This is a genomic window from Pseudoalteromonas gelatinilytica (assembly GCF_001641615.1).
Taxonomy (GTDB): Bacteria; Pseudomonadota; Gammaproteobacteria; order Enterobacterales; family Alteromonadaceae; genus Pseudoalteromonas; species Pseudoalteromonas gelatinilytica.
Map to the genome: position 1 here is coordinate 317009 of NZ_LRRU01000022.1, position 24561 is coordinate 341569.

The window sequence follows — 24561 nt, forward strand, 5'->3', positions numbered from 1 at the left end:
ACTAATTAAAACTAGCAGCAGTATTGATATTCTTATGACACTAAAAGGCTCCTAATTATGACTTTGCTCTGGATACCCCTGTTATCCTTAATCGGCAGTGTTATTTCATCCTGCACTTCAAAACTAACACGAAATCAAAGTACCGCTTTGACTATGTTAGCGCCTTTGATTGCCCTTGGAATTGTATTTTCGTATACCCCTGCGGTGTTTTCTGGCGAAACAATTCGCTATAGCGCGGATTGGATCCCACTTTTAAACATGCAAGTTTCGTTTCGACTTGATGGTTTGAGTTTACTGTTTTTATATATGATCTTGGGGATTGGTACCCTCGTGATCTTCTATGCACGTTACTATTTAAGTAGTAATGACTCTATGGCAAAGCTATTTTGCTATTTAATGCTATTTATGACCGCGATGGTCGGCATTGTGATGTCGAACAACGTGATCCAGTTATGGTTTTTCTGGGAGCTAACCAGTATTAGCTCATTCTTATTGATTAGCTACTGGTGGCACAAATCAGAAGCCAGAAAAGGCGCACGCATGGCACTTGCCATAACCGGTGCAGGCGGTCTTGCGTTGCTAGCAGGTTTATTGCTGATTGGTGATATTGTTGGTAGTTATAACCTTGATGTAATCCTCGCAAGCAAAACCCTGATCCAGTCACATGGCTTGTATGAAGTTGCCTTGGTATTAGTGCTGTTAGGTGCGTTTACTAAATCTGCGCAATTTCCTTTTCACTTTTGGTTACCGCATGCCATGGCCGCACCTACTCCGGTTAGTGCTTATCTTCACTCCGCAACCATGGTTAAAGCGGGTATTTTCTTATTAGCGCGTTTTTATCCAGCCCTTGCAGGCACAGACATTTGGTTTATTTTAGTAGCCATGACGGGTCTTGCGACCTTACTCGTTGGTGCTTATATCGCTTTATTTAAACATGATTTAAAAGGCTTACTAGCGTATTCAACAATCAGCCATTTAGGTTTAATTACCTTATTACTTGGCTTAGATACTGAGCTTGCTACGGTGGCAGCTATTTTCCATATTATTAACCACGCAACGTTTAAAGCGTCGTTATTTATGGCAACGGGTATTATTGACCATGAAACCGGCACCCGAGATATGCGTAAGCTTAATGGTATGTGGCGCTTTATGCCTTATACCGCAACGCTTGCCATGGTCGCAGCCGCAGCCATGGCAGGGGTGCCACTATTAAATGGTTTCTTATCGAAAGAAATGTTTTTTGCTGAAACATTACACCAACAAGTATTGGGTTCTATGTCATGGTTAATTCCGGTATTAGCGACAATTGCCGGAGCGCTCTCTGTCGCCTATTCAGCGCGTTTCATTCATGATGTTTTCTTTAATGGTGACCCTGTCGACTTACCAAAGCAGCCTCATGAGCCACCGCGTTACATGCGTGTGCCAATCGAAATATTAGTGGTGCTGTGTTTATTAGTAGGTATGTTCCCTGACTTTGCTGTAAGCGATATTTTGGCTTCGGCCTCATTTGCAGTGCTAGGCAATGTTGCTCCTGAATACACGTTATCAGTGTGGCATGGCTTCAACTTACCGCTGTTAATGAGCTTCATCGCAACGTCGTGCGGTGTATTAATTTACATTCAACGTAAACATTTATTCCATTTCCAAGCGTCATTACCGACCTTAAATGCGAAGAAAGGTTTTGACCGCGGTATGTACGGGCTAATTAAGTGGTCTCAAGAAAGAATTAATCGCATCGAAAATGGTTCATTACAGCGCTATGCGTTTGTGATGATCACTGTGGTGTTGTTGTGCGCAGGTTGGCCATTATTCGAAATGCGTCAGCTGGCGGGTGCAAATGGTTTAACGCCAATCGATTTCCATAATGCGATTGGTGCTGGTCTACTGGTGATTGGTGCGCTTGCAACGGTTATCTGGCATCGCTCACGAATGATTTCGTTGATTATGATTTCGATTGTAGGCTTGATGGTATCGGTGGTATTTACCCGTTTCTCAGCGCCAGATTTAGCACTGACTCAGTTAACTGTAGAAGTCGTGACGGTTATCTTACTTATGTTAGCGCTGTTCTTCTTACCACAGCGCACTCCGAAAGAGTCTAGCTCATTACGTATATTGCGAGATTTAGGAATTTCATCAGCTATTGGTGTTGTTGTAGCAAGTATCTGTTATGCCTTATTAACCAGACCACTTGAGTCGATTTCTGACTTCTTTATTGCCAATGCTAAAACCGGCGGTGGTGGTACTAACGTGGTGAACGTGATCTTAGTCGATTTTAGGGGCTTTGATACCCTTGGCGAAATTACCGTACTAGGTATTGCTGCATTGGGTATTTATAAACTGCTTATCAACTTGCCACTGTTTATGCCAGCAAGTGATAGCGAAGGTCGCCCTTGGGCGCGCGAACGCCACCCAATTTTGTTAGCGAGCATTTCGCAAAGTTTATTACCACTGGCTTTATTGGTTTCTGCGTACATCTTCTTACGTGGTCACAATTTACCTGGCGGTGGCTTTATTGCCGGTCTAGTGACTGCAATTGCGTTTATTTTACAGTACATGGCAAATGGTTCGAATTGGATTTCAGAGCGCTTTGATGTTAACTACCGCAAGATAATCGCTTCGGGTATTGCCATTGCTTTATTAACGGGCTTAGGTAGTTGGGCATTTGATCGTCCATTCTTAAAAACATGGTTTGATTATTTTGATATTCCGTTAGTCGGCAAGACTGAGCTTGCCAGTGCTATCGTGTTTGATTTAGGTGTGTATTTAACCGTTGTAGGTGCAACGCTGATGATTTTAGCAAGTTTAGGAAAACTGACTGCTGATACACCCAAGCAAGAGGTAAATATTTAATGGAAGTGTTGTACGCATCATGCGTGGGCGTGCTGGTTGCATGCGGAATTTATTTAATTTTGAGAGCGCGAACGTTCCCGGTGGTACTGGGTTTGACCATGCTTTCTTATGCAGTAAACCTGTTTTTATTCTCATCAGGACGCTTGACCATTAATAAAGCCGCTGTATTAGGCTCTGGCAGCGAATATGCAGATCCATTACCGCAAGCGCTGGTTTTAACTGCCATTGTAATTGGTTTTGCGATGACTGCGTTTGTGGTTATTTTAGCGATTCGCGGACGCGCAGATTTAGGGAATGACCATGTCGATGGTCATATGGTTAAGTCGTCGAAGGAGCAAAAATGATACAGCATCTCGCTTCTTTACCGATTTTAATTCCTATGCTGGCTGGCGTTTTGCTATTAATGCCGCCTTGCGGAAAGAACTTACAAATTCGCCGTGTAACCTCTGTCATTTTATCTTTGGTTACAGTCTTGGTGAGCGCCTATTTGCTGTTTTATATCAACAGTACTGCACCAATGGTTTACGCCATAGGTGATTGGTCGGCGCCATTTGGGATTGTACTTGTCGCTGACAGACTTGCGACATTATTAGTGCTGCTTACTAGCTTCTTAGGGGCGGTCGTGGTGCTTTATAGTTGTGCTGGTGATGACAAAAAAGGCAGCTTTTTTCACCCATTAGTGCACTTTTTGATTTTAGGCGTGAACGGCGCGTTTTTAACTGGCGATGTATTTAATCTATTCGTATTTTTCGAAGTGTTACTTATTGCATCCTATTCATTATTAATGCACTCAGCGGATAAACACAGCACCCGTGCTGCATTACAATACGTGATTTTAAACCTGATTGGCTCAAGCGTATTCTTAATTGCCTTAGGCGTACTATATGGTGTACTAGGTACGTTAAATATTGCTGATTTAGCACAAAAAGTCCCGCAATTGACAGGTGATGATGTTTACCTAGCTAAAATTGGTGGCTTACTGTTAATCGTGGTATTTGCCTTAAAAGGCGCGTTATTACCTTTGCATTTATGGCTACCAAATACCTACGCAAATGCGATGCCGCTGGTTGCAGCCTTATTTGCCATTATGACTAAAGTCGGTGTGTACGCCATGCTTCGTATTTATACGGTGATCTTTGGTGAGAACGCGGGTGAGCTTGCTCACATGGCACAGCCTTGGTTATGGGGCCTTGCACTCGCAACCATCGTGATGGGAGCAATTGGTGTATTAGCGAGTCAAGATTTTAGAAAGTTGATAGCCAATTTAGTGATTGTCTCTGTCGGTACATTAGTGGCACTCGTTGCAATTCAAAATGTCTCGGCAACAGCGGCACTCCTTTATTACCTTGTGCACTCAACGGTAATTTGTGCCGCGCTATTTTTAATTGCCGATTTAATTGCACAGCAGCGTGGTAAGGTTGCGGACCGTTTAGTCGCAGGGCGTCCCGTTGCGCAGCCATTCTTACTGGGTATTTGTTTTGTTATCGCCGCACTTGCAGTGGTTGGTATGCCACCACTATCTGGTTTTGTGGGCAAAATTTGGATTCTAAAAAGCACCCTTGATAGTGAAAAAGCCATGTTATTCTGGCCAATTTATATTCTTGCCAGTCTTGCGTTATTAGTCGCAGTTTCTCGTGCTGGCACAAGCTTATTTTGGGATCATAAACACAAAGACAGCGAAGCAATTGAGGGCAGCAAAGCACACCCTTTAAAAGTAACCGCGGTAATTGCTTTGTTGGCATGTTCACCTTTAATGGTTGTTTTTGCCGGTTCAATTTCTGATTTTATGTTAGCAACCTCAGAGCAGTTGTTTGATATTAATACGAGCATCAATGCTGTATTACAAGGAGGTCAATAATGCGTTTAGAAGCTCGTTTTCGTTGGCTGCCGACACCTTTTCGCAGTGTTTTATTGTTTGTTGTGTGGCTGTTATTAAATAACAGTGTGTCACCGGGTCATCTGTTATTAGCCGCGTTTTTTGCCATCACTATCCCGTGGATCACCTTTCCATTTCGTGATCCGCAACCACTTATCGTGAAACCTGGTCTGGCATTTAGACACTTAATGTTAGTTCTGTACGATATTGTGACGGCTAACTTGCAAGTGGCACTGCTGATTTTAGGACCGACTAAAAAATTGCGTCCGGGTTTTGTAAAAGTGCCTTTGGATTTAAGTCATGAAATGCCAATTACAATTTTGGCAAGTACCGTGTCGTTAACGCCGGGTACTGTAAGCGCAGAGGTGTATCCTATTCCTGAGTCACTTGAAGAGGGCGAAGTTATTGAGCAGCGCTATTTATTGATTCACGTACTCGATTTAGCAGATGAGCAAGCGTTAATTAGTACTATTAAGCAGCGTTACGAAGCACCGCTTAAGGAGATTTTTCGATGCTAGATACCGTTTTTTTAATTGTTTATGCCATGATTGCAATCTCGTTATTGCTAAATCTATGGCGCCTAATCGTTGGTCCGTCGGTGCCAGATCGCATTTTAGCGCTTGATACTATGTTTATTAACACCATTGCTTTGATCATTCTTTATGGCATGAGCATGGGCACGGGACTTTATTTTGAAGCGGCATTATTAATTGCGATGCTAGGTTTTGTAAGTACAGTAGCGGTGTGTAAATACCTGCTACGTGGCGACATTATTGAATAAGGTAACAGATAATGAGTGAGTGGATTGTTTCAATCTTATTATTAATTGGTGGTTGCTTTATTCTGATAGGTTCAATTGGTCTTGTGAAAATGCCTGACTTTTTCATGCGTTTACATGGACCTACCAAAGCAACAACCTTAGGAATGGCATCGCTATTGATTGCTGCAATGGTGTATTTTAGTTACACCAATGAGGGGGTGAGCGTGAAAGAAATTCTTATTTCAATCTTTTTGCTTATCACCGCGCCTATCAGCGGCTATATGCTGATCAAATCGGCTATCCATCATAAGCTGCGTGCTAAAGACGGCACCAAGGGCCTAGACAACATCGAAGAAGATTAATCCCAGCTCGCACTTATCGTTAAGCGAATTGGTATGATATCTGAGCAGGCACAGTAATGTGATCGACCACGGTGGCTTTTATTGCGCTCGTAGATCGCATAAAATGCCCCGTCATTTAGTTCAGTAGGTAAATAGGTCATTATGCGAGTAGCACTTGGAGTAGAGTACAACGGCGCACGTTACAGTGGTTGGCAACGTCAATCACACGTCAATAGCGTACAACAAGAAGTAGAAACGGCGTTGTCGCGTATTTGTAATCATCCAGTTGAAATTGTTTGTGCAGGTCGCACCGATGCCGGTGTTCATGGCACCGGGCAGGTGATCCATTTTGATACGCATGCTGAGCGCGAAATGGTCGCGTTTACAATGGGTATGAACACCTTACTACCAAAAGATATTTCGATTCGTTTTGCTGAACCTGTCAGTGACGATTTTCATGCTCGTTTTAGTGCCACAGCTCGTCGCTATCGTTATGTGATTTACAATTACACCTATCGTGGCGCCATTATGAGCGAAGGTGTGACTCATTTTCATCACCCATTAGACGAAACTAAAATGCAAGAAGCCTGTCAGTATCTAATAGGTGAGCATGATTTTACGTCTTTCAGGGCGCTACATTGCCAAGCGAATACAGCAAATCGCACTATCCACCACTTGTCGGTAAAACGCCAAGGTGATTATGTGATCATTGATATTAAAGCGAATGCGTTTTTGCATCACATGGTTCGAAACATCACCGGCTGTTTAATGGATATAGGCTTACATAAGCATGAGCCAGTGTGGTTAAAAGAATTACTTGATCTAAAAGAACGTGCTAAAGCGAGTGCAACAGCAAAAGCGGCGGGTCTTTACTTAGTTGATGTGGATTACCCTGAACATTTTGGCATTCCTAAAACACCATTAGGGCCTTTGTTTTTACCTGATTCAGACAGTTAGACTTTAGTAGACTACTACTAAGACCAGTTTTTTATATCGTCTGCGGGTAATTCATGTTTTAATTGAAAAAATCTGTCTGTTTATTTGTTATCAGAAACACAAGCGAGTGTTTCCAATTAAACAGACTGCGACACAGAACAGCATTAAGAGAGTTGCAAATGAGTTGGTTAGAAAAAATCTTACCTAAAACGACCAAATCGTCAGGTCGTAAAGAAATCCCTGAAGGGGTTTGGGCTAAGTGTACAGACTGTGATTCAATTTTATATAAAGCAGAATTAGAAAAAGCACTCAACGTGTGTCCTAAATGTGATCACCACATGCGTTTAGGTGGCCGTAAGCGCCTTGAAAACTTTTTAGATGATGCAGAACGTCAAGAAATTGGTGCAGAGCACGAGCCAAAAGACGTTTTAAAATTTAAAGATTCTAAAAAATACTCTGACCGTATTACCCAAGCACAAAAAGCAAGTGGCGAGAAAGACGCACTTGTTGCAATGAAGGGCCGCCTAAAAGGTATTCCTGTTGCTGCTGTTGCATTTGAATTCTCATTTATGGGTGGTTCAATGGCGTCAGTGGTTGGTGCACGCTTTGTTGAAGCTGTAGATCAGTGTTTAGAACACAATATGCCGCTTATTTGTTTCTCTGCATCAGGTGGTGCACGTATGCAAGAAGCACTTATGTCATTAATGCAAATGGCTAAAACAAGTGCTGCGCTAGCGAAAATGAGCGAAAAAGGCTTACCGTTTATTTCAGTATTAACTGATCCAACAATGGGTGGTGTATCGGCATCATTAGCAATGCTTGGTGATGTAAACGTTGCTGAACCTAAAGCGCTTATCGGTTTTGCTGGTCCTCGTGTTATCGAGCAAACAGTACGTGAAACGCTTCCTGAAGGTTTCCAACGTAGTGAATTCTTGCTAGAGCACGGTGCAATCGACATGATTGTAGACCGTCGTGAAATGCGTGACACCCTTGCACGTATCTTAGCGAAATTTATGAACTTGCCTTCTACTGAACAAGAGCATAGAGTAGCGTAAATTTCAGCTTAACTGATTAAACGCTATGACAGAAATCCTTCCTAGCCAATCATCAAGTCTTGATGATTGGCTTTGTTATTTAGAAAGTGTCCATCCTGCCAATATTGAAATGGGCTTAGAGCGCGTTGCACGCGTTGCTAACCAAGTCGGCTTACTCGATACACCTAGCAAAATAATTTTAATTGCAGGGACTAATGGTAAAGGGACCACCGCTCGCTGTTTAGAAAGCTTATTACTTGCTCAGGGTTTTAGTGTCGGTACGTACGCATCTCCTCATCTAATTCGTTACAACGAACGCGTGCGTATTAATGGCCAAGAGCTTGATGATCAATTCCATGTTGATGCATTCGATATGCTTGAAAAAGGTCGTGGTGACACACCGCTGACTTATTTTGAATACGGAACACTGGGCGCACTGGCTATTTTTAAACGTCACGCTGTTGATTATGTGCTGTTAGAAGTGGGTCTGGGTGGTCGTTATGACGCCACTAATATCGTAACCCCATTTGCATGCGTGATCACCACAATAGATTTAGACCATAAAGAATACTTAGGTGATACCCGTGAATTAGTGGGTTACGACAAAGCCGGTATTTTTAGACCGAATACGCCTGCCATTGTTGGCGATTTAGCGATTCCGCATACAGTGACTGATTACGGCAATGAAATTAACGCTGATATGGTGTTATCAGGCCGTGATTTTAAATTCACAGAAGACAGTGAAGGCTTTAACTGGCAGTACCAAGATAACGATTGGCGCTTAGCTAAGCCTGCTATCCCTTGTCAAAATGCTGCAACAGCGTTGACCTTATTAGCTAAACTTGAGCTATTGCCAAGTGAGCAACTAGTTCGCGATTGCCTGGAAAATTTAACCGTAGAAGGGCGCTTTCAACAGCTCAGTGAGCAGCCGCTCATTTTTACAGATGTGGCGCATAATCCTGAATCTGCTCGTTATTTGGCACGTAAATTAAGCGTGTATAAAGATCAAGGGTTTAAAATTCATGCATTAGTCGCTATGCTTGCAGATAAAGATAAAGTGTCTGCCATGTCGGCTGTCGCAAATGTAGTTGACCAATGGTCGTTAGCAAGCTTAGATTGTTTCCGCGGAGACAAGGTTGAGAATCTTGCTAACGCACTTGCAGAAACAACATCAACAGCGCCTAGCACGCAATATGAGAGTGTTGAAACTGCATTAGACACGTTATTACCAAATGTCGATGAAAACACGCTTGTGATTGTGTTTGGTTCATTTATAACAGTGGCTGCAGCCATCAATTACTTTAAAAAATAGAGAGGAAATCGGTGAACGCAGGGTTTATTAATCGCTTAGTAGGTACCACCATTGTGGTTGTAGCGGCTATTGTCTTCATTCCAAATATTTTGGATGGTGAAAAGGTTCATTATACTGAAGGCTTTAAAGCAATTCCTGAACGTCCTGAGTTCACTACGATTGATTTACAAGAGGCGATTGATAATAAAGTCGCCTCTGCTGAACAACCGTCACAAACGCCAGTTGAAGATATTCAAGCCAACGATGCTGAGCTTGCTGCTAATGAAACGCAACAAATCGTCGATGATGCACCGCAAATGGTCGAAGCATCAACAGATGAGCCTGTGGTTCGTAAAACTGAGCCAAAAGTTGCAGTCCAAGAGCCGGCAAAGACCGTTGTCAAAGCTCCAGAGCCAACCCGTAAGCCAGAAGAAAACCTCACACAAATGGCTTATGTTATCCAATTGGGTAGTTTTTCTCATGCACCTAATGTGAAATCACTACAAGAAAAACTAAAAGCGAATGGTTTCAAAACCTTTACGCGTCCAATCAAAACCCCGAACGGCACACTGACAAAAGTCTTTGTAGGTCCTTCACTTAGCAAGAAAGAGTTAGAGAGTAAGCTTCCTGAGTTAAAGCAGTTAACCAAGTTAAACGGCAAAGTCACTCAGTTTGAAATTACAAAATGATCTGGCAATTCTATAGGTAGTCTTATAGAATGCGCCCCAAATTAACGACTAGTTGGTTCTTATGATCTGGGTTGATTACGCCATACTTGGCATTATTGCACTATCCACTATCATCGGCTTAATACGTGGCTTTGTAAAAGAAGCAATGTCATTAGCTGTATGGGCTGGCGCATTTATCATCTCTAGTTTGTTTTACCAATATTTAGCATCCTTCCTAACAAGTATTTCAGAACCCCTTTTAAGAAATGCAGCCGCAATAGCCATATTATTCTTTGCGACACTCCTGTTGGGTGGGTTACTAAACTATATTTTAGGTGAGCTTGTACAACGTACGGGTTTATCTGGCACAGACCGTGTTTTTGGCATAGTGTTTGGTGCTCTTCGTGGCGTGTTGGTCGTAAGCGCGTTACTCTTCTTTCTTGATGCTTTTACCGGTGCACCTAATACGCATTGGTGGGGCAACTCTATTTTGATTCCAGAATTTGGCTTTGTTGTTGAGTGGTTCTTTTCGTACCTCGAAAACAACTCGAGCTTTTTAAATTCTGTAAACCGTTAATCGGCGAGGATAAATTTAATGTGTGGTATCGTTGGCATAGTCGGAACTTCTCCTGTTAATCAGGCGTTATATGACGGCTTAACTGTTTTGCAACACCGCGGTCAAGATGCAGCTGGCATCATTACCATTGAAAACAACACGTTTAGCTTACGTAAAGCCAATGGCCTTGTGAAAGATGTGTTTCATACCCGTCATATGAAACGCCTTCAAGGCACAATTGGTATTGGCCATGTTCGCTACCCGACAGCTGGTTCTTCTAGCTCGTCAGAAGCGCAACCTTTCTACGTTAACTCACCATTTGGTATTGCACTTGCGCACAATGGTAACTTAACAAACGCAGAAGCATTAAAGCAGCAATTATTTTCAGAAGCTCGCCGTCATGTTAATACAACATCTGACTCTGAAATCTTACTTAACATCGTGGCACATGAGTTAAGCAAGTCAAACAAGCTAAAACTTGACGCTGAAGATATCTTCAATGCAGTGACCGAAGTAAACAATAAAGTAAATGGTGGTTATGCAACGATTGCAATGATCATCGGCCACGGTATTGTTGCGTTTCGTGATCCGAACGGCATTCGTCCGTTGGTGTTTGGTAAGCGTGAAACTGCAAATGGTACTGAGTACATGTTTGCTTCAGAAAGCGTGGCATTAAAAACCGACGGTTTTGAGTTTGTTCGTGACGTAGCACCAGGTGAAGTGATTTACGTAACTGAAGATGGTCAGTTTTTCTCACAAGCGTGTGCTGAAAAAGCAACTTACTCGCCATGTATCTTTGAATTTGTTTACTTTGCGCGCCCAGATTCAACGATTGACCGTATGTCTGTTTATGCGACACGCGTAAACATGGGTACTAAGTTAGGTGAAAAAATCGCACGTGAATGGGCTGATAAAGATATCGATGTGGTTATTCCTATTCCTGAAACGTCGTGTGATGTAGCGCTTGAGATTGCGTCAGCACTTAACCTGCCTTACCGCCAAGGTTTTGTTAAAAACCGCTACATTGGCCGTACCTTCATCATGCCAGGTCAAGAAATGCGTAAGAAATCAGTTCGTCAAAAACTGAATGCAATTGACCGTGAGTTCAAAGGCAAAAACGTATTACTTGTTGATGACTCAATTGTTCGTGGTACAACGTCAGCGCAAATCGTAGAAATGGCTCGTGAGTCAGGTGCGAAGAATGTTTACTTCGCGTCAGCAGCGCCAGAGATTCGTTTCCCGAACGTATACGGTATTGATATGCCATCGGCAGCTGAGCTAATTGCGCATGGCCGTGAAGTGGAAGATATCAATGCTAGCATCGGTGCAGATGGTCTTATCTATCAATCGCTAGATGACCTAATCTCAGCAGTAAGCCAAGAAAACCCAGAAATCACCCGTTTTGAAACATCAGTATTCGATGGTCAATACATCACAGGTGATATCGACCAAGATTACCTAAACCACATTGACCGTTTACGTAATGATTCAGCGAAATCAACCCGCGAAAACGCCATGTCAGCGAGTTTAGAGCTACACAATCAAGAAGAGAACAGTGCTGATTAATCAGTGCAAATCTATTTGATATAAAAAAGGAGCTGAATAGCTCCTTTTTTGTTTGTGGAAAGAAAGGAAAATAACAATGTACTCAGGTAAACATAGGGTGGACGATTCCATTAGTCCATAAGATAGCTGTCGCAGCTAAAATAATCACCAGTAATATCAGCCCACACGTGACCACCGAACTGGCATAAATAAAGCCTCGCTCCTCAGGAATGTGCATCAAAATTGGCACTCCCGTGTAAAGCAAGTAAACAGAGTAGGCAAGTGCTACAAGGCCTACACACACCACAAACCAAAGTTCAGGTAAAAATGCCGCAAATGAAGACATAAATACCGGCGTTGCTGTATATGCAGCGAGCTCTAAGGTTTGTGTAAAGGTGGGTTTTGCACCAAAGGTAACGGCCATCCAATGTGCTAAGTAAGCAAGTGCAAAAACGCCCGCAATCAGTGCAAAGTACATCGCGATAGCAATGAGTAATGCACTATCATGGGTTAAAAACACTGCATCGCCAGAGCCAATACTCCAACCTAAATATACAGATGAATAGTAGCCCATAATTGAAGGAATACTGGCAATTAATAAAATGTGCGACAAGCTATAGCGCAAGCTTTCGTGGCGGTTATCAATTGTTTGCCATTCTTCGAGTGGGTGGGCGTACAAGCCCCATAAGTGGTTTAGAATCATAATCAATGCCCCTGTAAAAAGGAATGTGAGCTGTTTTATTTTTGTACAGCTTTGATTAAGTTATGGTTCAGTAATTAAACCTTGTCAAGAAGCTGCAATAATCGAAATGGTCGATAAAATGTAACTCTTTAGTGCATATAGAAAATTAGCTTGCACTGATATGGGTCATGGAATGCGGGCTTATTTATGTGATAAAATCGAATCAAGATTTTTGATGAGAAGTTATTCAGTGCCTTATTCTGATTTGTTAGCGCCCATTCATTCTTTTTTAAAGTGCGAAACACCCGATGAGTGGATTGCTGCGGCAACCAAAAAAGAAAACTTAGATGTGGTTTTAATCGACCATCTTATCTGCGAATTAAAAGCAGCTCAGTCTGCCATGTTTTTAATTCGTAAGTATGCAGTTGATAAAGAAAGTAGTGATGCTTTGCTTGAGTGGTTAAAACCATTTGAGACGCTTGTATATAAGCGAGAAGGAGATTGGCGTGAGCTTGCTGATAAAAACAAGCTGACTAAATCAATGATCCCAAAATCGAATTCACCATACGGGCAAGACCTTATCGATAAAATGGTGATGCTCATTAAAGAAGAACTACATCACTTTTATCAAGTCCTTGAGATCATGGATGAATACGGTATTGAATATAAAAGCATTACTCCATGTCGTTATGCGAAAGGGATGCTGCGCCACGTGAAAACTTACGAGCCTGATGCTTTGGTTGATAAGTTAATTATCGGTGCTTATATCGAAGCCCGCTCATGTGAACGCTTTGCTAAATTAGCCCCGCATGTTGATAAGCGCTTAGGTGATTTTTATATCTCACTACTGCGCTCTGAAGCGCGACATTACCAAGATTATTTAACTCTTGCGCAAGAAATCAGTGAGTTTGATATTACCGAACGTGTTGAATTTTTTGGTCAACTTGAAGCTGAGCTTATTTCAACCCCAGATGAAGACTTTAAATTTCACAGCGGTGTGCCTGCATAATATATTAAATCAGAGCGCCTGTTTGGCGCTCTAATTCATTTATCTTGCCAAATTTAGTGGGTTTTACCCCCTATTCAAATTAACTAATTCTCATTACTTTTCTAATACTTATTCATTTATTGTTTTAGTAAATAATTTGTACCTTTTAAAATCTTGCACTACCTTTGACCTAGGTTGCTATTAACATTCGTAAAATAGAATCATAAGTTGTTAAAAGGAGAAGTCATGCGTGATTCTAATGTGCCTTTCGAGTTTAAAGAAGATGCTTCTGAACAATCGTATGCCCAAAAAACATGGAAAGTTTTAACGGTTGAAGATGACTTAAACTACCAACAAGCATTACTAAACAGTTTTAATGCCATATCTCTAGATAACAATGAGTCTCTTGAGGTATTTACGGCAAATTCAGTGTCAGAGGCATCGTCTGTGTTATCGCGTCACAAAGATATCGCTATTGTATTTCTTGATGTGGTGATGGAAGAAGACGATTCTGGCCTTAGACTTGTAAATACCATACGCCACGTATTAGGCAACAACGATATACGCATAGTGCTATTAACAGGGCAGCCAAGCTTTGCCCCCGAACCGCAAGTAATGCAATTGCTTGATATTGACGAATATTGGAATAAGTCTGACATGACGGTAGATAAACTTAAATCTATCGTTAGTAGCCATCTTCGTACGTATCAATATATTTCGCAAATCTCAAATGCCAAACAAGGACTGCAGTTAGTACTTGATGCGGCAAGAAGCATTAATAGTAAACACGACATACGTGCATTTTCTCATGCGGTGCTAGATGAAATAGGTAAAATTTTGCATCTATCTAAGGGAGGCGGCGTATTATGCGTTGGCAATGAAAAGCACGTTGATAAACACCCAAAAGTTCTTACTAGTGTCGGTTGTTACAGAGGGCTTGATGGTAAAGAGCTCAGCACAGATGTGCTCAGTGAAGAAGCACAGCAATCGTATATTTTAGCCAGAGATAAAAAAGAGCATGTGTTTTCTGAGCATTACAGTGTTTTTTATTTTGATACCGCTGATGTTGATGTTAGCTATTACATCACGATTGTTAAATCAGATGTTCCCATCGACGAGCATAATGTATTTTTACTAAAGGTATTTAGTGAAAATGTCAGTACAGGCTTTTCGAATATTGCACTGATGAACCGGCTTACTGAGCTTGCTTACACCGATATAACGCTAAACATGCCCAACAGGAACTGGCTCCAGCGCGAAATCGATAATATGAACAAATACGAACAAGCTGAAACTCAGTTAGTGGTGTTTGAGATACTTCAGTTTGACGAAAAGTCTTTTCGGTTTGGTCATGAATTTTGTAAAAAAACACATCTAAAAATGCGCGAGAATATTTTGCAAGCCTTAGCGCCGTATCACCCTCGTATCGCTGTTTTTAAAAGTGATTGTTTAGGTGTTTTAGTGTCAAGCCATGCATTTGAAGATGAAAGCGTTGTTGACTCTTTAAAACGTCAATCTTTTGAAATTGATGGGGTAAAACAGTTTTTAGATGTGCGTATTTTAGTTATGCAGCTAATCGCCTTTGAAGATCATAACGCAGAGCAAATATTCAATTTAGCAGAGTCTACTCTTAATGATGAAAACACACAAAGAGCTGAGCTTCTCTATTATACGTTAGATAATACCAAAGCGATTACACGGCGCTATGAATTGATGCAAGAGCTGCGCACCGCAATACGCAACAAAGAGCTCCAAGTAGCCCTACAACCCAAGGTTAATTTAACCACTAATGAAGTCATTGGTTTTGAAGCACTGGCGCGATGGCAAAGAGGTGATGGAACATTTGTCAGACCCGATGAGTTTATTGAACTTGCCGAAACTGCTGGACTTATTAGTGAGTTAGATAAGTTGATTTTTGACAAAATAATGCAAACGATTAACCAATTTGCAGAGCAGGGCGTTAGTTTGCCAATCGCGTTTAATGCCTCTACGTTTGATTTGTTAGCCGATGATTACTTTGTTGAGATTGCGGCACGTATTGAGGAATATGGCATTTCACCTTCGTTACTTGAGCTTGAAGTAACAGAGACCCAAGCAATTTTTAACTATGAAAAGATCAATGCATGTTTATGTCGTTTTGCCGGTTTAGGGATAAAAATTAGCATTGATGATTTTGGGACAGGTTATTCATCGCTCGCCCATGTTAGTGAAATACCAGCACAAAATATAAAAATAGACCGCTGTTTTGTGAGCAATATTCAAGACTCGAGGTCTAATCAACATATTATCGAAATGATTATGCTATTAGCAGAAAAATTCGGTTTTGAAGTAACAGCGGAAGGCATTGAAACGGAGGCTGAGTACGCTTGGCTCGTTGAAGCTGGTTGTAGTGTAGGGCAGGGTTATTATTACGCTAAACCCATGTTTTATGATGATGCATTGCAGTGGCTAAAGGGCCGGTCTAACTAACTATTATGGTAGAAGTAAATCACCAATATGAGTTACTAAAGAAAAGGCTACTTATAAAATTTGTGGTTATTGTCATTGGCAGCTTATTTATAAGCGCTATGGTTTATTTACTGCAATACCAAATACAAAAAAGTAATGTCACGCTTTTACAAGATAACACCTTACTTGCAGCGCATAATACCTTTAGCAGAGAGTTGGGTGATGTGCGTAAAGTGGTTAAATTGCTGGTGGCTGACGAAGCGCTAAAACGCCACGTATCCGACGCTGAACTTGAACAACAAATACAAACTCATTTTGTTAATTTTGGTTTAGCTGCTGACAGCATTTCTCAAATACGTTGGTTAGATAGCCAGGGCCAAGAACGGTACCGCGTTAATTTTAAAGCTGGTAAAGCCCAAGTTGTGGCACCACAACAGTTGCAAAATAAAGGTAATCGTTATTACTTCACTGAAGGAATTGCGCACAGTAAAGGTGATGTATACATCACGCCAATAGATTTAAATGTTGAACGCGGCGTTGTCGTCGCCCCATATGAGCCGACATTGCGCGCATCCTATCGAACCACGAACGACACTTTTGTGTTAGATGGGTTAATTGTTGTCAATTTTGACCTATCGAAAACCTTACAACAAATTAAGTCACTGAGTACTTTGCAAGCTCAAATACAATTGGTTAATGGCGAAGGCTATTGGTTGTTAAATCCTGATAGTAAGAAAGAGTGGGGCTTTATGTTAGATAAGCCACAACTCACTCTCAGCGAAGATGATGATCAGTTATGGCAAACAATTGCTGAATTACCGAAAACGCAGCAACTTATTACATCGCATAGTCGTACAACCAGCTTTTTAAAAATGAATCTCGGTAATAATAATGACAATGCATTAAGTAATATCATTGTGCTGGTAAAAGCGGACAATTCAGTACTGAGGGAGATATTTTTATGGTCATTTGGCATTGCTTTGGCATGTGCTGTTTGTCTAATTACTATTGCTGGTTTGTATTTAAAGCGTAGTTATCGTGATCAGTGTCAAATCATTAAAGCAACAGCAAATTTAGAAAATGAGCAGCAGGAGCTGGTAGCGGCTAATAGCAAATTACAACGCTATATAAAACAGCAGCATCAATTACAGGGGGAGTTGATTGAAGCGCAACGGTTGTCATCGCTCGGTTTAATGGTGGCCGGTGTCGCTCATGAAATGAATACCCCATTAGGTGGTGCTGCTATTTCAGTATCAAATGCACAGTTAATTAATCAACAACTCAAAGATAAAATTGACCAAGGCTTCACAAAGCAGTTTTTAGAAACGAGAGTTGAACGTATTGCCGATAATTTGTCGCTCTCAAAAGTAAATTTAGATAAAGCGATCGCTCATGTGAAAAGCTTTAAAGAAATGGCCCATGATCGCTCGAATGATCAACTTGTTAGCTTTAATATCGAAAATGTCACCCATGATCTTCTACTGGGTTTAAAATCTCGCTTTAAGGCCTCTAAAGTAACAATTGAAACGCACATCGATGTCAAACAAGACATCACGAGTCGACCTGGGGTTATTTCACAAATTATAGAAAGCCTAATCGTCAATGCAATTTCTCATGCCTTTAATGAGCATGACACAAAGCAGGTTCAGTTAGCTGTTTATCTAGAAAGTGACAATACATTATGTATTAAAGTGTCTGACAATGGCTCAGGTATAGATGAATCCTTGCGAGAACAGCTATTTGATCCTTTCTTCACCACATCAAGAAAACACGGTCACACTGGGCTTGGGTTGTATCTTGTTCATCAGTGGGTTACAAATGTTCTAAAAGGTAAGATAAGCTTAGTCGCAACTAATGAACTGCCAGAAAATATTGCAACACAGTTTAAAATCACGCTACCGATTAGTATTTCAACGAGCACTAATGTTTAGCTAATAATTGATGGATGCTTGCAATTTCCTCTGCACTGAGTTCATAGCTTTTAAATATTTCATCCAGCTTTCCCGAGTTTTTTAAAGACTGCACGCCTAAATATAAGCTTTGCTGAAATAGCTCAGCGTGAGGGTGATCTTTTTTGGTGATCACATGTAAATACTGAGTGGCAAGGTAGGGGCTAATTATTTCTAATTCTGTTTGTTTTGCTTGCTGTAACCGTTCACTCTTGTCGAGCCAATAGAGTGCGACCTCCTTAGTACCGGCAACTAAATCAACACGGCCATGCTTTAACAGTAATAAGCTTTCAATCAAACTATCTGTAGTTGTTATGGTCAGTTCAGGATGCTGTTCGAATTCGTCACTCACCACATAATCTTCGCCTTTGCTGATTGTATATGGCTTTAATGAATAGAGTGATCCGGTAAAGGTGATGTCTTTGCCCGCCTGCTTAAATAATACCGTATGAGCCGTTGCTAAGGGTTGTGAGTAGCTAAATTCTCTAGCCCTTTGCTCTGTATAAAAAGCCCCTAGTACAGCAACACGTTTATGGCGCTTAGCAAGTTTTAAAGCGCGCGCCCAATGGGTGTATTCAATCGTTGCTTGGTGTTTTTGGCTTTTAAGTGCTGCAATAATGACTTCGTGCAACCAACCCGGCTCGCTCTTATTATTAATAAAGTAAGGCGGGTATGGTTCAGTGACCAGTTGCCAAGTTTGGCTATGGACTGAAAAGCTAAACAAAAAACAGCAACAAAAACAGCTTAATCGACTCATCATAGATAATGCGTTTTTTACAATACTGTTTAAAGCATAGTTAAAATACTGGCTATTTAAAGGGTGAATGGATTAGTTTTTGCTGCTCAGGTGTAACTCTTAAGTATGACCCTTGTTCATACCAGTCACCCAACACTGTGCGCGTTAGTGTTTTACCTGCGTGATTATAATGGTGCACATTCGGGCGGTGGGTATGGCCGTGGATCATATTAGCAACCTGATGTTTTTCAAACATGGCTAATACTGCATCTTCAGTCACATCTAGGATTTCTAATGCTTTGCCGGCTTGACTTTGTTTTGATTTTTCTCGGGCGTTGCGGGCAATCTTTTTGCGATACCAAAGCGGCATAGCAAGCATTAATTTTGGCCACCACCAACCACGGCTTTTTTTACGAAACTGTTGATACTCAATATCTTGAGTGCACATTTCATCACCGTGCAAGATAACTGTTGGAGTACCGTATAAATCAATAACAACTTGCTCAGGCAATAAAGTCATACTCGCGCTTTTAGCATAGTCTTCTCGCATGATAAAATCGCGATTACCATGGATAAAAAACACCTCAGTACCACTTTTACTGGCTTGGCATAAACGTGCGGCAACACTCTTTGAAAGGTCAGTTTGATAGTCATCACCGACCCATACTTCAAAAAAGTCACCCAAAATATACAGCGCATCAACGTCATCATTAATAATCTTGCTATCAAGAAAATCAAAAAATGCCGCTGTGATGTCGGGGCGGTTTTCTGTTAAATGGAGATCGGCAATAAAATAACTTTGATTCATGGTTACTCGCAAAAAAGCGGGCAACAGGCCCGCTTAAAAAGACTAAACGATTAAATTAGCTAACCGTTACTTTTTCGATGATGACATCTTCAAGAGGTACGTCTTGGTGGAAACCCGCGCTGCCAGTAGCAACACCTTTGATTTTGTTTACCACGTCCATACCTTCAACAACTTCTGCGAACACGCAGTAGCCCCAGCCTTGTGATGTTTCACTGCTGAAGTTTAAGAAGTCATTGTCGTTAACGTTAATAAAGAACTGCGCAGTTGCTGAGTGTGGATCCGGCGTACGTGCCATTGCTAATGTGCCTACTTTATTCGCAAGGCCATTGTTTGCTTCGTTTTCGATAGGGTTGTTTACTTCTTTTTGAACCATACCAGGCTCAAAACCACCGCCTTGTACCATAAAACCATCAATTACACGGTGAAAAATAGTGCCGTTGTAAAAGCCAGCGTTTGCATACTCTAAGAAGTTTTTAACAGTGTTTGGTGCATCGCTTTCGTGCATCTTGATAGTGATGTCACCAAAGTTTGTGTGTAGTACAACCATGAGGTTTCCTATATTCAGGTTTAATAATGGGGCTATTTTATAGTAGTTGCCTTGGATTAACAAAGAGCTTGTTTAAAACGGTTAACAAAGTGCTTATTCAATTGATAAAGCGCTAGAGCAGCGGCTTTGCAAGTGTTACCATAGAGAATCTCGAAACACCGTTAAGGACATTTTATAAATGGTACAAATTTACAACACACTTACGCGACAAAAAGAGCAGTTTAAACCCCTTGTTGATGGCAAAATCGACATGTACGTGTGTGGTATCACCATTTATGATTACTGTCACATTGGTCATGCGCGTACTTTCGTTGGTTTTGACGTTATTGTTCGTTACCTACGTCACATTGGTTACGATTTAAAATATGTTCGTAACATCACTGATGTTGACGACAAAATCATTAAGCGTGCAAACGAAAATGGTGAGTCAATTAATGATTTAACGACTCGTATGACCAAAGCAATGCATGAAGATTTCGACAGCTTAAATATGCTGCGTCCTGATGTTGAGCCAACGGTGACAAACCATATGAATGAAATCATCGCGATGGTTGAGCGTTTAATTGCCAAAGGCCATGCGTATGTTGCCGCAGATGGCGATGTATTGTTTGATGTGTCTACATTTGAGCAATATGGTGCGTTATCGCAACAAGACTTAACCATGCTACAAGCCGGTTCACGTGTTGAAGTTGCACAAGATAAGCAAGACCCACTTGATTTCGTGCTTTGGAAAAAAGCCAAGCCAGGTGAGCCATCTTGGTCATCACCATGGGGTGAAGGCCGTCCAGGTTGGCACATCGAATGTTCGGCAATGAGCTCTAAGCACTTAGGTGAGCATTTTGATATTCACGGTGGCGGTTCAGATTTACAGTTCCCGCACCATGAAAACGAAATTGCTCAGTCATGCTGTGCAAATAACGGCAAATACGTAAATACGTGGATCCACACGGGTATGGTACAGGTCAATAAAGAGAAGATGTCTAAGTCATTAAACAACTTCTTTACCGTACGTGATGTGTTAAAAGAGTACGATGCTGAGTCAGTGCGTTACTTCTTAATTTCAGGTCATTACCGTAGCCAGCTTAACTATTCGCAAGAAAACCTTGAGCAAGCACGTTCGTCACTTGAACGTATTTACACTGCACTGCGCGGCGTAACACCAATCGAATGTGATTTAGCTAGCGATGAATATGTGGCTAAATTCAGAAAAGCGATGGATGATGACTTCAACACACCAGAAGCACTGCCTGTATTATTTGAATTAGCGAAAGAGCTAAACCGTGTTAAAGACAGCGATGCAGAGCAAGCAGGTAAACTTGCTTATGTTCTGCGCAGTGTTGCAGAGGTACTAGGCGTTGCGCAACAAGACCCAGAAGCCTTTTTACAAGGAGGTCAAGCTGATGACGAAGTAGCGCATATTGAAGCATTAATTGCAAAACGTAATGAAGCCCGCGCAAGCAAAGATTGGGCGGTAGCTGATGAAGCACGCGATGCATTGAATGCACTCGGTGTGGTACTTGAAGATTCTGCTGGTAAAACAACGTGGCGTAAAGCTTAAGTATCTATCGAAATATAATTCATTAAAAAGGTTGCCAACGAGGCAACCTTTTTTTGTTTTTAATCGATACAGCTATTGACCTCAACTTTACTTGAGGTTTTACCTTGTCATCTCTTCGTATTAACAAGGACAGACATTGAATATTTTACTTGCCATGATCCCCGCCTTTTTATGGGGCACCACCTATGCGGTGACCAAATATGCGACACCAGATTGGCCGCCACTTTTATTAGGCGCATTGCGAGCACTGCCTGCAGGGCTACTCCTTTTATTACTTAAACCTAGTTTGCCGACCCGCTCTCAGTGGCTTAGTTTATTGACTTTAGGTGCGGTGAATATCGCGCTATTTTTTGCGTTTATTTTTATCATGGCGGTGAATCTTCCTGCTGCGATTGCTGGGGTAGGGATGGTGTCTGTGCCCGTTGTGGCTTTGTTATATGCCTGGCTTGGCAAAGGGCAGCGACCTGCAAAAATTCAAGCATTTTGCGCTATGGCGCTGGTGGTATTGGCGTGGTTGTTGTTTGACCCAGCACACGTGGCATTAAATGTATTGGGAATAGCGGCTTTATTGGGTGCCTTACTGACTATTGTGATTGGTAGCACCTTAGTACAAAGCTTGTCGGTGCACATACATTGGTGGGTGGTACTTACTTGGCAGTTAATTATTGGGGGCACTATTTTGTTATTGGCTGCGTTTATTGATGGCAGTTTACTTCACCCTGAGCAATACCAAGTGGTATTCGAGCCTGTTTCAGCGCTGCAATATTCGGCGTTATTTTGGTTAATCGTGCCCAATACCGCAATTGCTTATATTTTGTATGTTTGGTTATTAGGGCGCATGACTGTGGCTGAGTTTTCATTCGGTACGATAGCTAACCCAATTGCAGGAATAGTATGTGCAGTTTTGCTCATAAACGAACAATATCAAGACTGGCAATACCTATTAATGTTTATGATGATTGTGTTTTCAGTGCTCCCCCAGATGCTAAAACTTAAGCAGTTCAAACAACAAAAAACTTAAAAGCAAAAAAGGCTGCCAATTGGCAGCCTTTTTTGCGAACATAATTTTTTGTTAGCTGTGATATTTTTCACATGCTTCAAGCGTATTTTCAATTAAGCTTGCCACAGTCATTGGTCCAACACCACCTGGTACAGGGGTAATGAAATGTGCTTTTTGTTCCGCGACGTCATACTGAACATCACCAACAAGCTTACCTGATTCAAGACGGTTAATACCCACATCAATCACAATAGCGCCTTCTTTAACCCATTCACCCGGAATGAACTCAGGTTTACCCACCGCTACAACTAATAAGTCGGCACGGCGAACATGAGTTTCTAAATCTTGAGTGAACTTGTGACATACTGTTGTAGTACAGCCAGCAAGTAAAAGCTCAAGTGACATAGGACGACCAACGATGTTTGAGGCGCCAACAACAACTGCGTGCATACCTTTATAACGAACACCCGTTGAGTCTAGTAGGGTGATAATCCCTTTTGGCGTACAAGGGCGAAGTGCCGGCATACGCTGTGCTAAACGACCAATGTTATAAGGATGGAAACCATCAACATCTTTATGTGGTGTGATGCGCTCAAGAATTTTTTCAGCATCAAGACCTTGTGGTAAAGGTAACTGTACTAAGATACCGTCTACTTCTTTGTCTTCGTTTAGTTGATCTATTAATGCAAGTAAGTCTTGCTCAGTCGTGTCGCCAGGTAAATCGTAAGACTTAGATACAAAGCCGACTTCTTCACATGCTTTACGTTTAGAACCAACATACACTTGGCTAGCTGGATCTTGACCAACTAGCACGACTGCTAGTCCAGGAGCGCGTAATCCATTCGCTACACGCTCTGCAACTCGCTCTGCTACATTGCTGCGTACTTGTTTAGCTATTGCCTTACCATCGATGATGTTTGCCGTCATGGGTGACCTTTCATTGGGGTTAGTTAACTTGATACTGATACATCTAAATATGATTATCCAATAAAGGGGGCGTGGATACACAAATCATGTTTGTTTGATCATATTTATTTATGTTGCGTATTTTCGCAGAAAAGCATCATAGCGCCAAGATGCAATCTTATATAAAGCGCTACTTTATAAAAAAGAGTTCAAATTTTAGCTTATATTTGCAATATTTAACCATTGTGAGCTAAAAGTGACCGATTGAATTATTTTCTTAAAAAAATGTTTGACCTAACTCGGTCAAATCACTATTATGCACCCCGTTGTTAACGAGGTCACTCGCAAACAACGGTAAGCATCGGCGATTAGCGCAGTTTGGTAGCGCACTTGGTTTGGGTCCAAGGGGTCGCAGGTTCAAATCCTGCATCGCCGACCACTTCTTCTTTAAGAAGCGGCGCTTACAGGCAAACTTATGAAGTTTTCGATGCGCCCGTAGCTCAGCTGGATAGAGCAACGCCCTTCTAAGGCGTTGGTCGAAGGTTCGAATCCTTCCGGGTGCGCCATTTGAAAATATGTAAATGCCGTGGTGATTGTAGCTCAGTTGGTAGAGCCCCGGATTGTGATTCCGGTTGTCGTGGGTTCGAGCCCCATCAGTCACCCCAATTTACTTAAGATATCGGCGATTAGCGCAGTTTGGTAGCGCACTTGGTTTGGGTCCAAGGGGTCGCAGGTTCAAATCCTGCATCGCCGACCACTTTTAGAAAGTTCAAGGTCAAAGAACGATTGTTTTGGGTATATCCAATTCAGTTGAAGGTGCAAATTTTGCATCGCCGACCACGTTTCTTAAGTGGTCTTTATTTTCAAAACTTCTCTCAGTATCGGCGATTAGCGCAGTTTGGTAGCGCACTTGGTTTGGGTCCAAGGGGTCGCAGGTTCAAATCCTGCATCGCCGACCACTTTTAAAATTTATGCTTCATTCCCTCTATTCGAAGCCAGTTAATTCTTTTCAATACCTCTAAGCAAGCTTAATTCTCCTTTGTTAATTTATTGCGTTCGTTTTTTACGCACTTAAACGCTGA

Annotated in this window: 22 protein-coding genes and 5 tRNA genes; 22 read left to right on the forward strand and 5 right to left on the reverse strand. The window is 41.6% G+C overall.

Annotation, left to right across the window (positions count from 1 at the left end):
• Positions 1-57: 57 nt before the first annotated feature.
• The 12 genes from NH153_RS18745 (at position 58) to purF (ending at position 11878) form a co-directional block, all read left to right on the forward strand.
• Positions 58-2850 carry a monovalent cation/H+ antiporter subunit A gene (locus tag NH153_RS18745; RefSeq protein ID WP_063706774.1) on the forward strand — a complete coding sequence of 931 codons (2793 nt, stop codon included), beginning with the start codon at positions 58-60 and terminating at the stop codon, positions 2848-2850.
• On the forward strand, positions 2850-3194 hold the full coding sequence (locus NH153_RS18750; protein WP_063706776.1) for a Na+/H+ antiporter subunit C: 345 nt from the start codon (positions 2850-2852) through the stop codon (positions 3192-3194). Before NH153_RS18745 ends, NH153_RS18750 begins: the two co-directional genes overlap by 1 nt.
• Positions 3191-4708: a monovalent cation/H+ antiporter subunit D gene (locus NH153_RS18755; protein ID WP_063706778.1), complete on the forward strand. Its 1518-nt coding sequence runs from the start codon at positions 3191-3193 to the stop codon at positions 4706-4708. The genes NH153_RS18750 and NH153_RS18755 overlap by 4 nt, the downstream gene beginning before the upstream one ends.
• The gene (locus tag NH153_RS18760) at positions 4708-5244 is read left to right on the forward strand and encodes a Na+/H+ antiporter subunit E (RefSeq protein WP_063706780.1); all 537 of its coding nucleotides are present in this window, start codon (positions 4708-4710) and stop codon (positions 5242-5244) included. The genes NH153_RS18755 and NH153_RS18760 overlap by 1 nt, the downstream gene beginning before the upstream one ends.
• Positions 5238-5507: a K+/H+ antiporter subunit F gene (locus NH153_RS18765; RefSeq protein WP_063706782.1), complete on the forward strand. Its 270-nt coding sequence runs from the start codon at positions 5238-5240 to the stop codon at positions 5505-5507. Before NH153_RS18760 ends, NH153_RS18765 begins: the two co-directional genes overlap by 7 nt.
• A gap of 8 nt (positions 5508-5515) precedes the next feature.
• Positions 5516-5848, forward strand: a complete 333-nt coding sequence (locus NH153_RS18770; RefSeq protein ID WP_171038274.1) for a Na+/H+ antiporter subunit G — start codon at positions 5516-5518, stop codon at positions 5846-5848.
• 141 nt (positions 5849-5989) lie between these two features.
• Positions 5990-6784 carry a tRNA pseudouridine(38-40) synthase TruA gene (truA, locus tag NH153_RS18775; protein WP_063706786.1) on the forward strand — a complete coding sequence of 265 codons (795 nt, stop codon included), beginning with the start codon at positions 5990-5992 and terminating at the stop codon, positions 6782-6784.
• Positions 6785-6942: 158 nt separating this feature from the next.
• Positions 6943-7818 carry an acetyl-CoA carboxylase, carboxyltransferase subunit beta gene (gene accD / locus NH153_RS18780; protein WP_063706788.1) on the forward strand — a complete coding sequence of 292 codons (876 nt, stop codon included), beginning with the start codon at positions 6943-6945 and terminating at the stop codon, positions 7816-7818.
• Between the two features lie 25 nt (positions 7819-7843).
• A complete protein-coding gene (gene folC, locus NH153_RS18785; protein WP_063706791.1) occupies positions 7844-9109 on the forward strand; it encodes a bifunctional tetrahydrofolate synthase/dihydrofolate synthase in 1266 nt (421 codons plus the stop codon).
• 11 nt (positions 9110-9120) lie between these two features.
• Positions 9121-9777: an SPOR domain-containing protein gene (locus NH153_RS18790; RefSeq protein ID WP_063706794.1), complete on the forward strand. Its 657-nt coding sequence runs from the start codon at positions 9121-9123 to the stop codon at positions 9775-9777.
• Positions 9778-9838: 61 nt separating this feature from the next.
• Positions 9839-10333, forward strand: coding sequence for a CvpA family protein (locus NH153_RS18795; RefSeq protein WP_036969851.1), 495 nt, complete (start codon positions 9839-9841; stop codon positions 10331-10333).
• An 18-nt stretch (positions 10334-10351) separates the two neighbouring features.
• Entirely contained in the window at positions 10352-11878 is a 1527-nt protein-coding gene (purF, locus tag NH153_RS18800; protein ID WP_063706796.1) for an amidophosphoribosyltransferase, read from the forward strand.
• A gap of 82 nt (positions 11879-11960) precedes the next feature.
• Here purF and NH153_RS18805 read toward each other — a convergent pair whose 3' ends face one another.
• Positions 11961-12560: a Yip1 family protein gene (locus NH153_RS18805; RefSeq protein ID WP_063706798.1), complete on the reverse strand. Its 600-nt coding sequence runs from the start codon at positions 12558-12560 to the stop codon at positions 11961-11963.
• A 229-nt stretch (positions 12561-12789) separates the two neighbouring features.
• On the opposite strand from NH153_RS18805, the gene miaE reads away from it, so the two are divergent.
• The 3 genes from miaE (at position 12790) to NH153_RS18820 (ending at position 17906) form a co-directional block, all read left to right on the forward strand.
• Entirely contained in the window at positions 12790-13548 is a 759-nt protein-coding gene (gene miaE / locus NH153_RS18810; protein ID WP_055021736.1) for a tRNA isopentenyl-2-thiomethyl-A-37 hydroxylase MiaE, read from the forward strand.
• Positions 13549-13773: 225 nt separating this feature from the next.
• The gene (locus NH153_RS18815; protein WP_063706801.1) at positions 13774-15996 is read left to right on the forward strand and encodes a GGDEF/EAL domain-containing response regulator; all 2223 of its coding nucleotides are present in this window, start codon (positions 13774-13776) and stop codon (positions 15994-15996) included.
• A 5-nt stretch (positions 15997-16001) separates the two neighbouring features.
• Entirely contained in the window at positions 16002-17906 is a 1905-nt protein-coding gene (locus NH153_RS18820) for a sensor histidine kinase (RefSeq protein WP_063706804.1), read from the forward strand.
• Here the strand turns inward: NH153_RS18820 and NH153_RS18825 are convergent.
• From NH153_RS18825 to NH153_RS18835, 3 genes are all read right to left on the reverse strand, one after another.
• Entirely contained in the window at positions 17896-18648 is a 753-nt protein-coding gene (locus NH153_RS18825; RefSeq protein WP_167350249.1) for a transporter substrate-binding domain-containing protein, read from the reverse strand. The two genes, NH153_RS18820 and NH153_RS18825, sit on opposite strands and share 11 nt — an antisense overlap.
• 85 nt (positions 18649-18733) lie before the next feature.
• Complete coding sequence (locus tag NH153_RS18830) at positions 18734-19468, reverse strand: UDP-2,3-diacylglucosamine diphosphatase (RefSeq protein WP_063706807.1); 735 nt, start codon at positions 19466-19468, stop codon at positions 18734-18736.
• A gap of 55 nt (positions 19469-19523) precedes the next feature.
• On the reverse strand, positions 19524-20015 hold the full coding sequence (locus NH153_RS18835) for a peptidylprolyl isomerase (protein WP_054562080.1): 492 nt from the start codon (positions 20013-20015) through the stop codon (positions 19524-19526).
• A gap of 178 nt (positions 20016-20193) precedes the next feature.
• Between NH153_RS18835 and cysS the strand changes: the two genes are divergently transcribed.
• Complete coding sequence (cysS, locus tag NH153_RS18840; protein WP_063706808.1) at positions 20194-21573, forward strand: cysteine--tRNA ligase; 1380 nt, start codon at positions 20194-20196, stop codon at positions 21571-21573.
• A gap of 136 nt (positions 21574-21709) precedes the next feature.
• Positions 21710-22594, forward strand: a complete 885-nt coding sequence (locus NH153_RS18845; protein ID WP_063706809.1) for a DMT family transporter — start codon at positions 21710-21712, stop codon at positions 22592-22594.
• Between the two features lie 51 nt (positions 22595-22645).
• Here the strand turns inward: NH153_RS18845 and folD are convergent, their stop codons facing one another.
• Positions 22646-23500, reverse strand: coding sequence for a bifunctional methylenetetrahydrofolate dehydrogenase/methenyltetrahydrofolate cyclohydrolase FolD (gene folD, locus NH153_RS18850; RefSeq protein ID WP_063706811.1), 855 nt, complete (start codon positions 23498-23500; stop codon positions 22646-22648).
• A gap of 341 nt (positions 23501-23841) precedes the next feature.
• On the opposite strand from folD, the gene NH153_RS18855 reads away from it, so the two are divergent.
• The 5 genes from NH153_RS18855 to NH153_RS18875 all read left to right on the forward strand — a co-directional run bounded on the left by NH153_RS18855 (position 23842) and on the right by NH153_RS18875 (position 24438).
• A tRNA-Pro gene (locus NH153_RS18855) sits at positions 23842-23918 on the forward strand.
• Positions 23919-23968: 50 nt separating this feature from the next.
• Positions 23969-24045, forward strand: a tRNA-Arg gene (locus NH153_RS18860).
• Between the two features lie 23 nt (positions 24046-24068).
• A tRNA-His gene (locus tag NH153_RS18865) sits at positions 24069-24144 on the forward strand.
• A gap of 15 nt (positions 24145-24159) precedes the next feature.
• Positions 24160-24236: transfer RNA gene (locus NH153_RS18870), tRNA-Pro, on the forward strand.
• A gap of 125 nt (positions 24237-24361) precedes the next feature.
• Positions 24362-24438, forward strand: a tRNA-Pro gene (locus NH153_RS18875).
• Positions 24439-24561 lie beyond the last annotated feature (123 nt).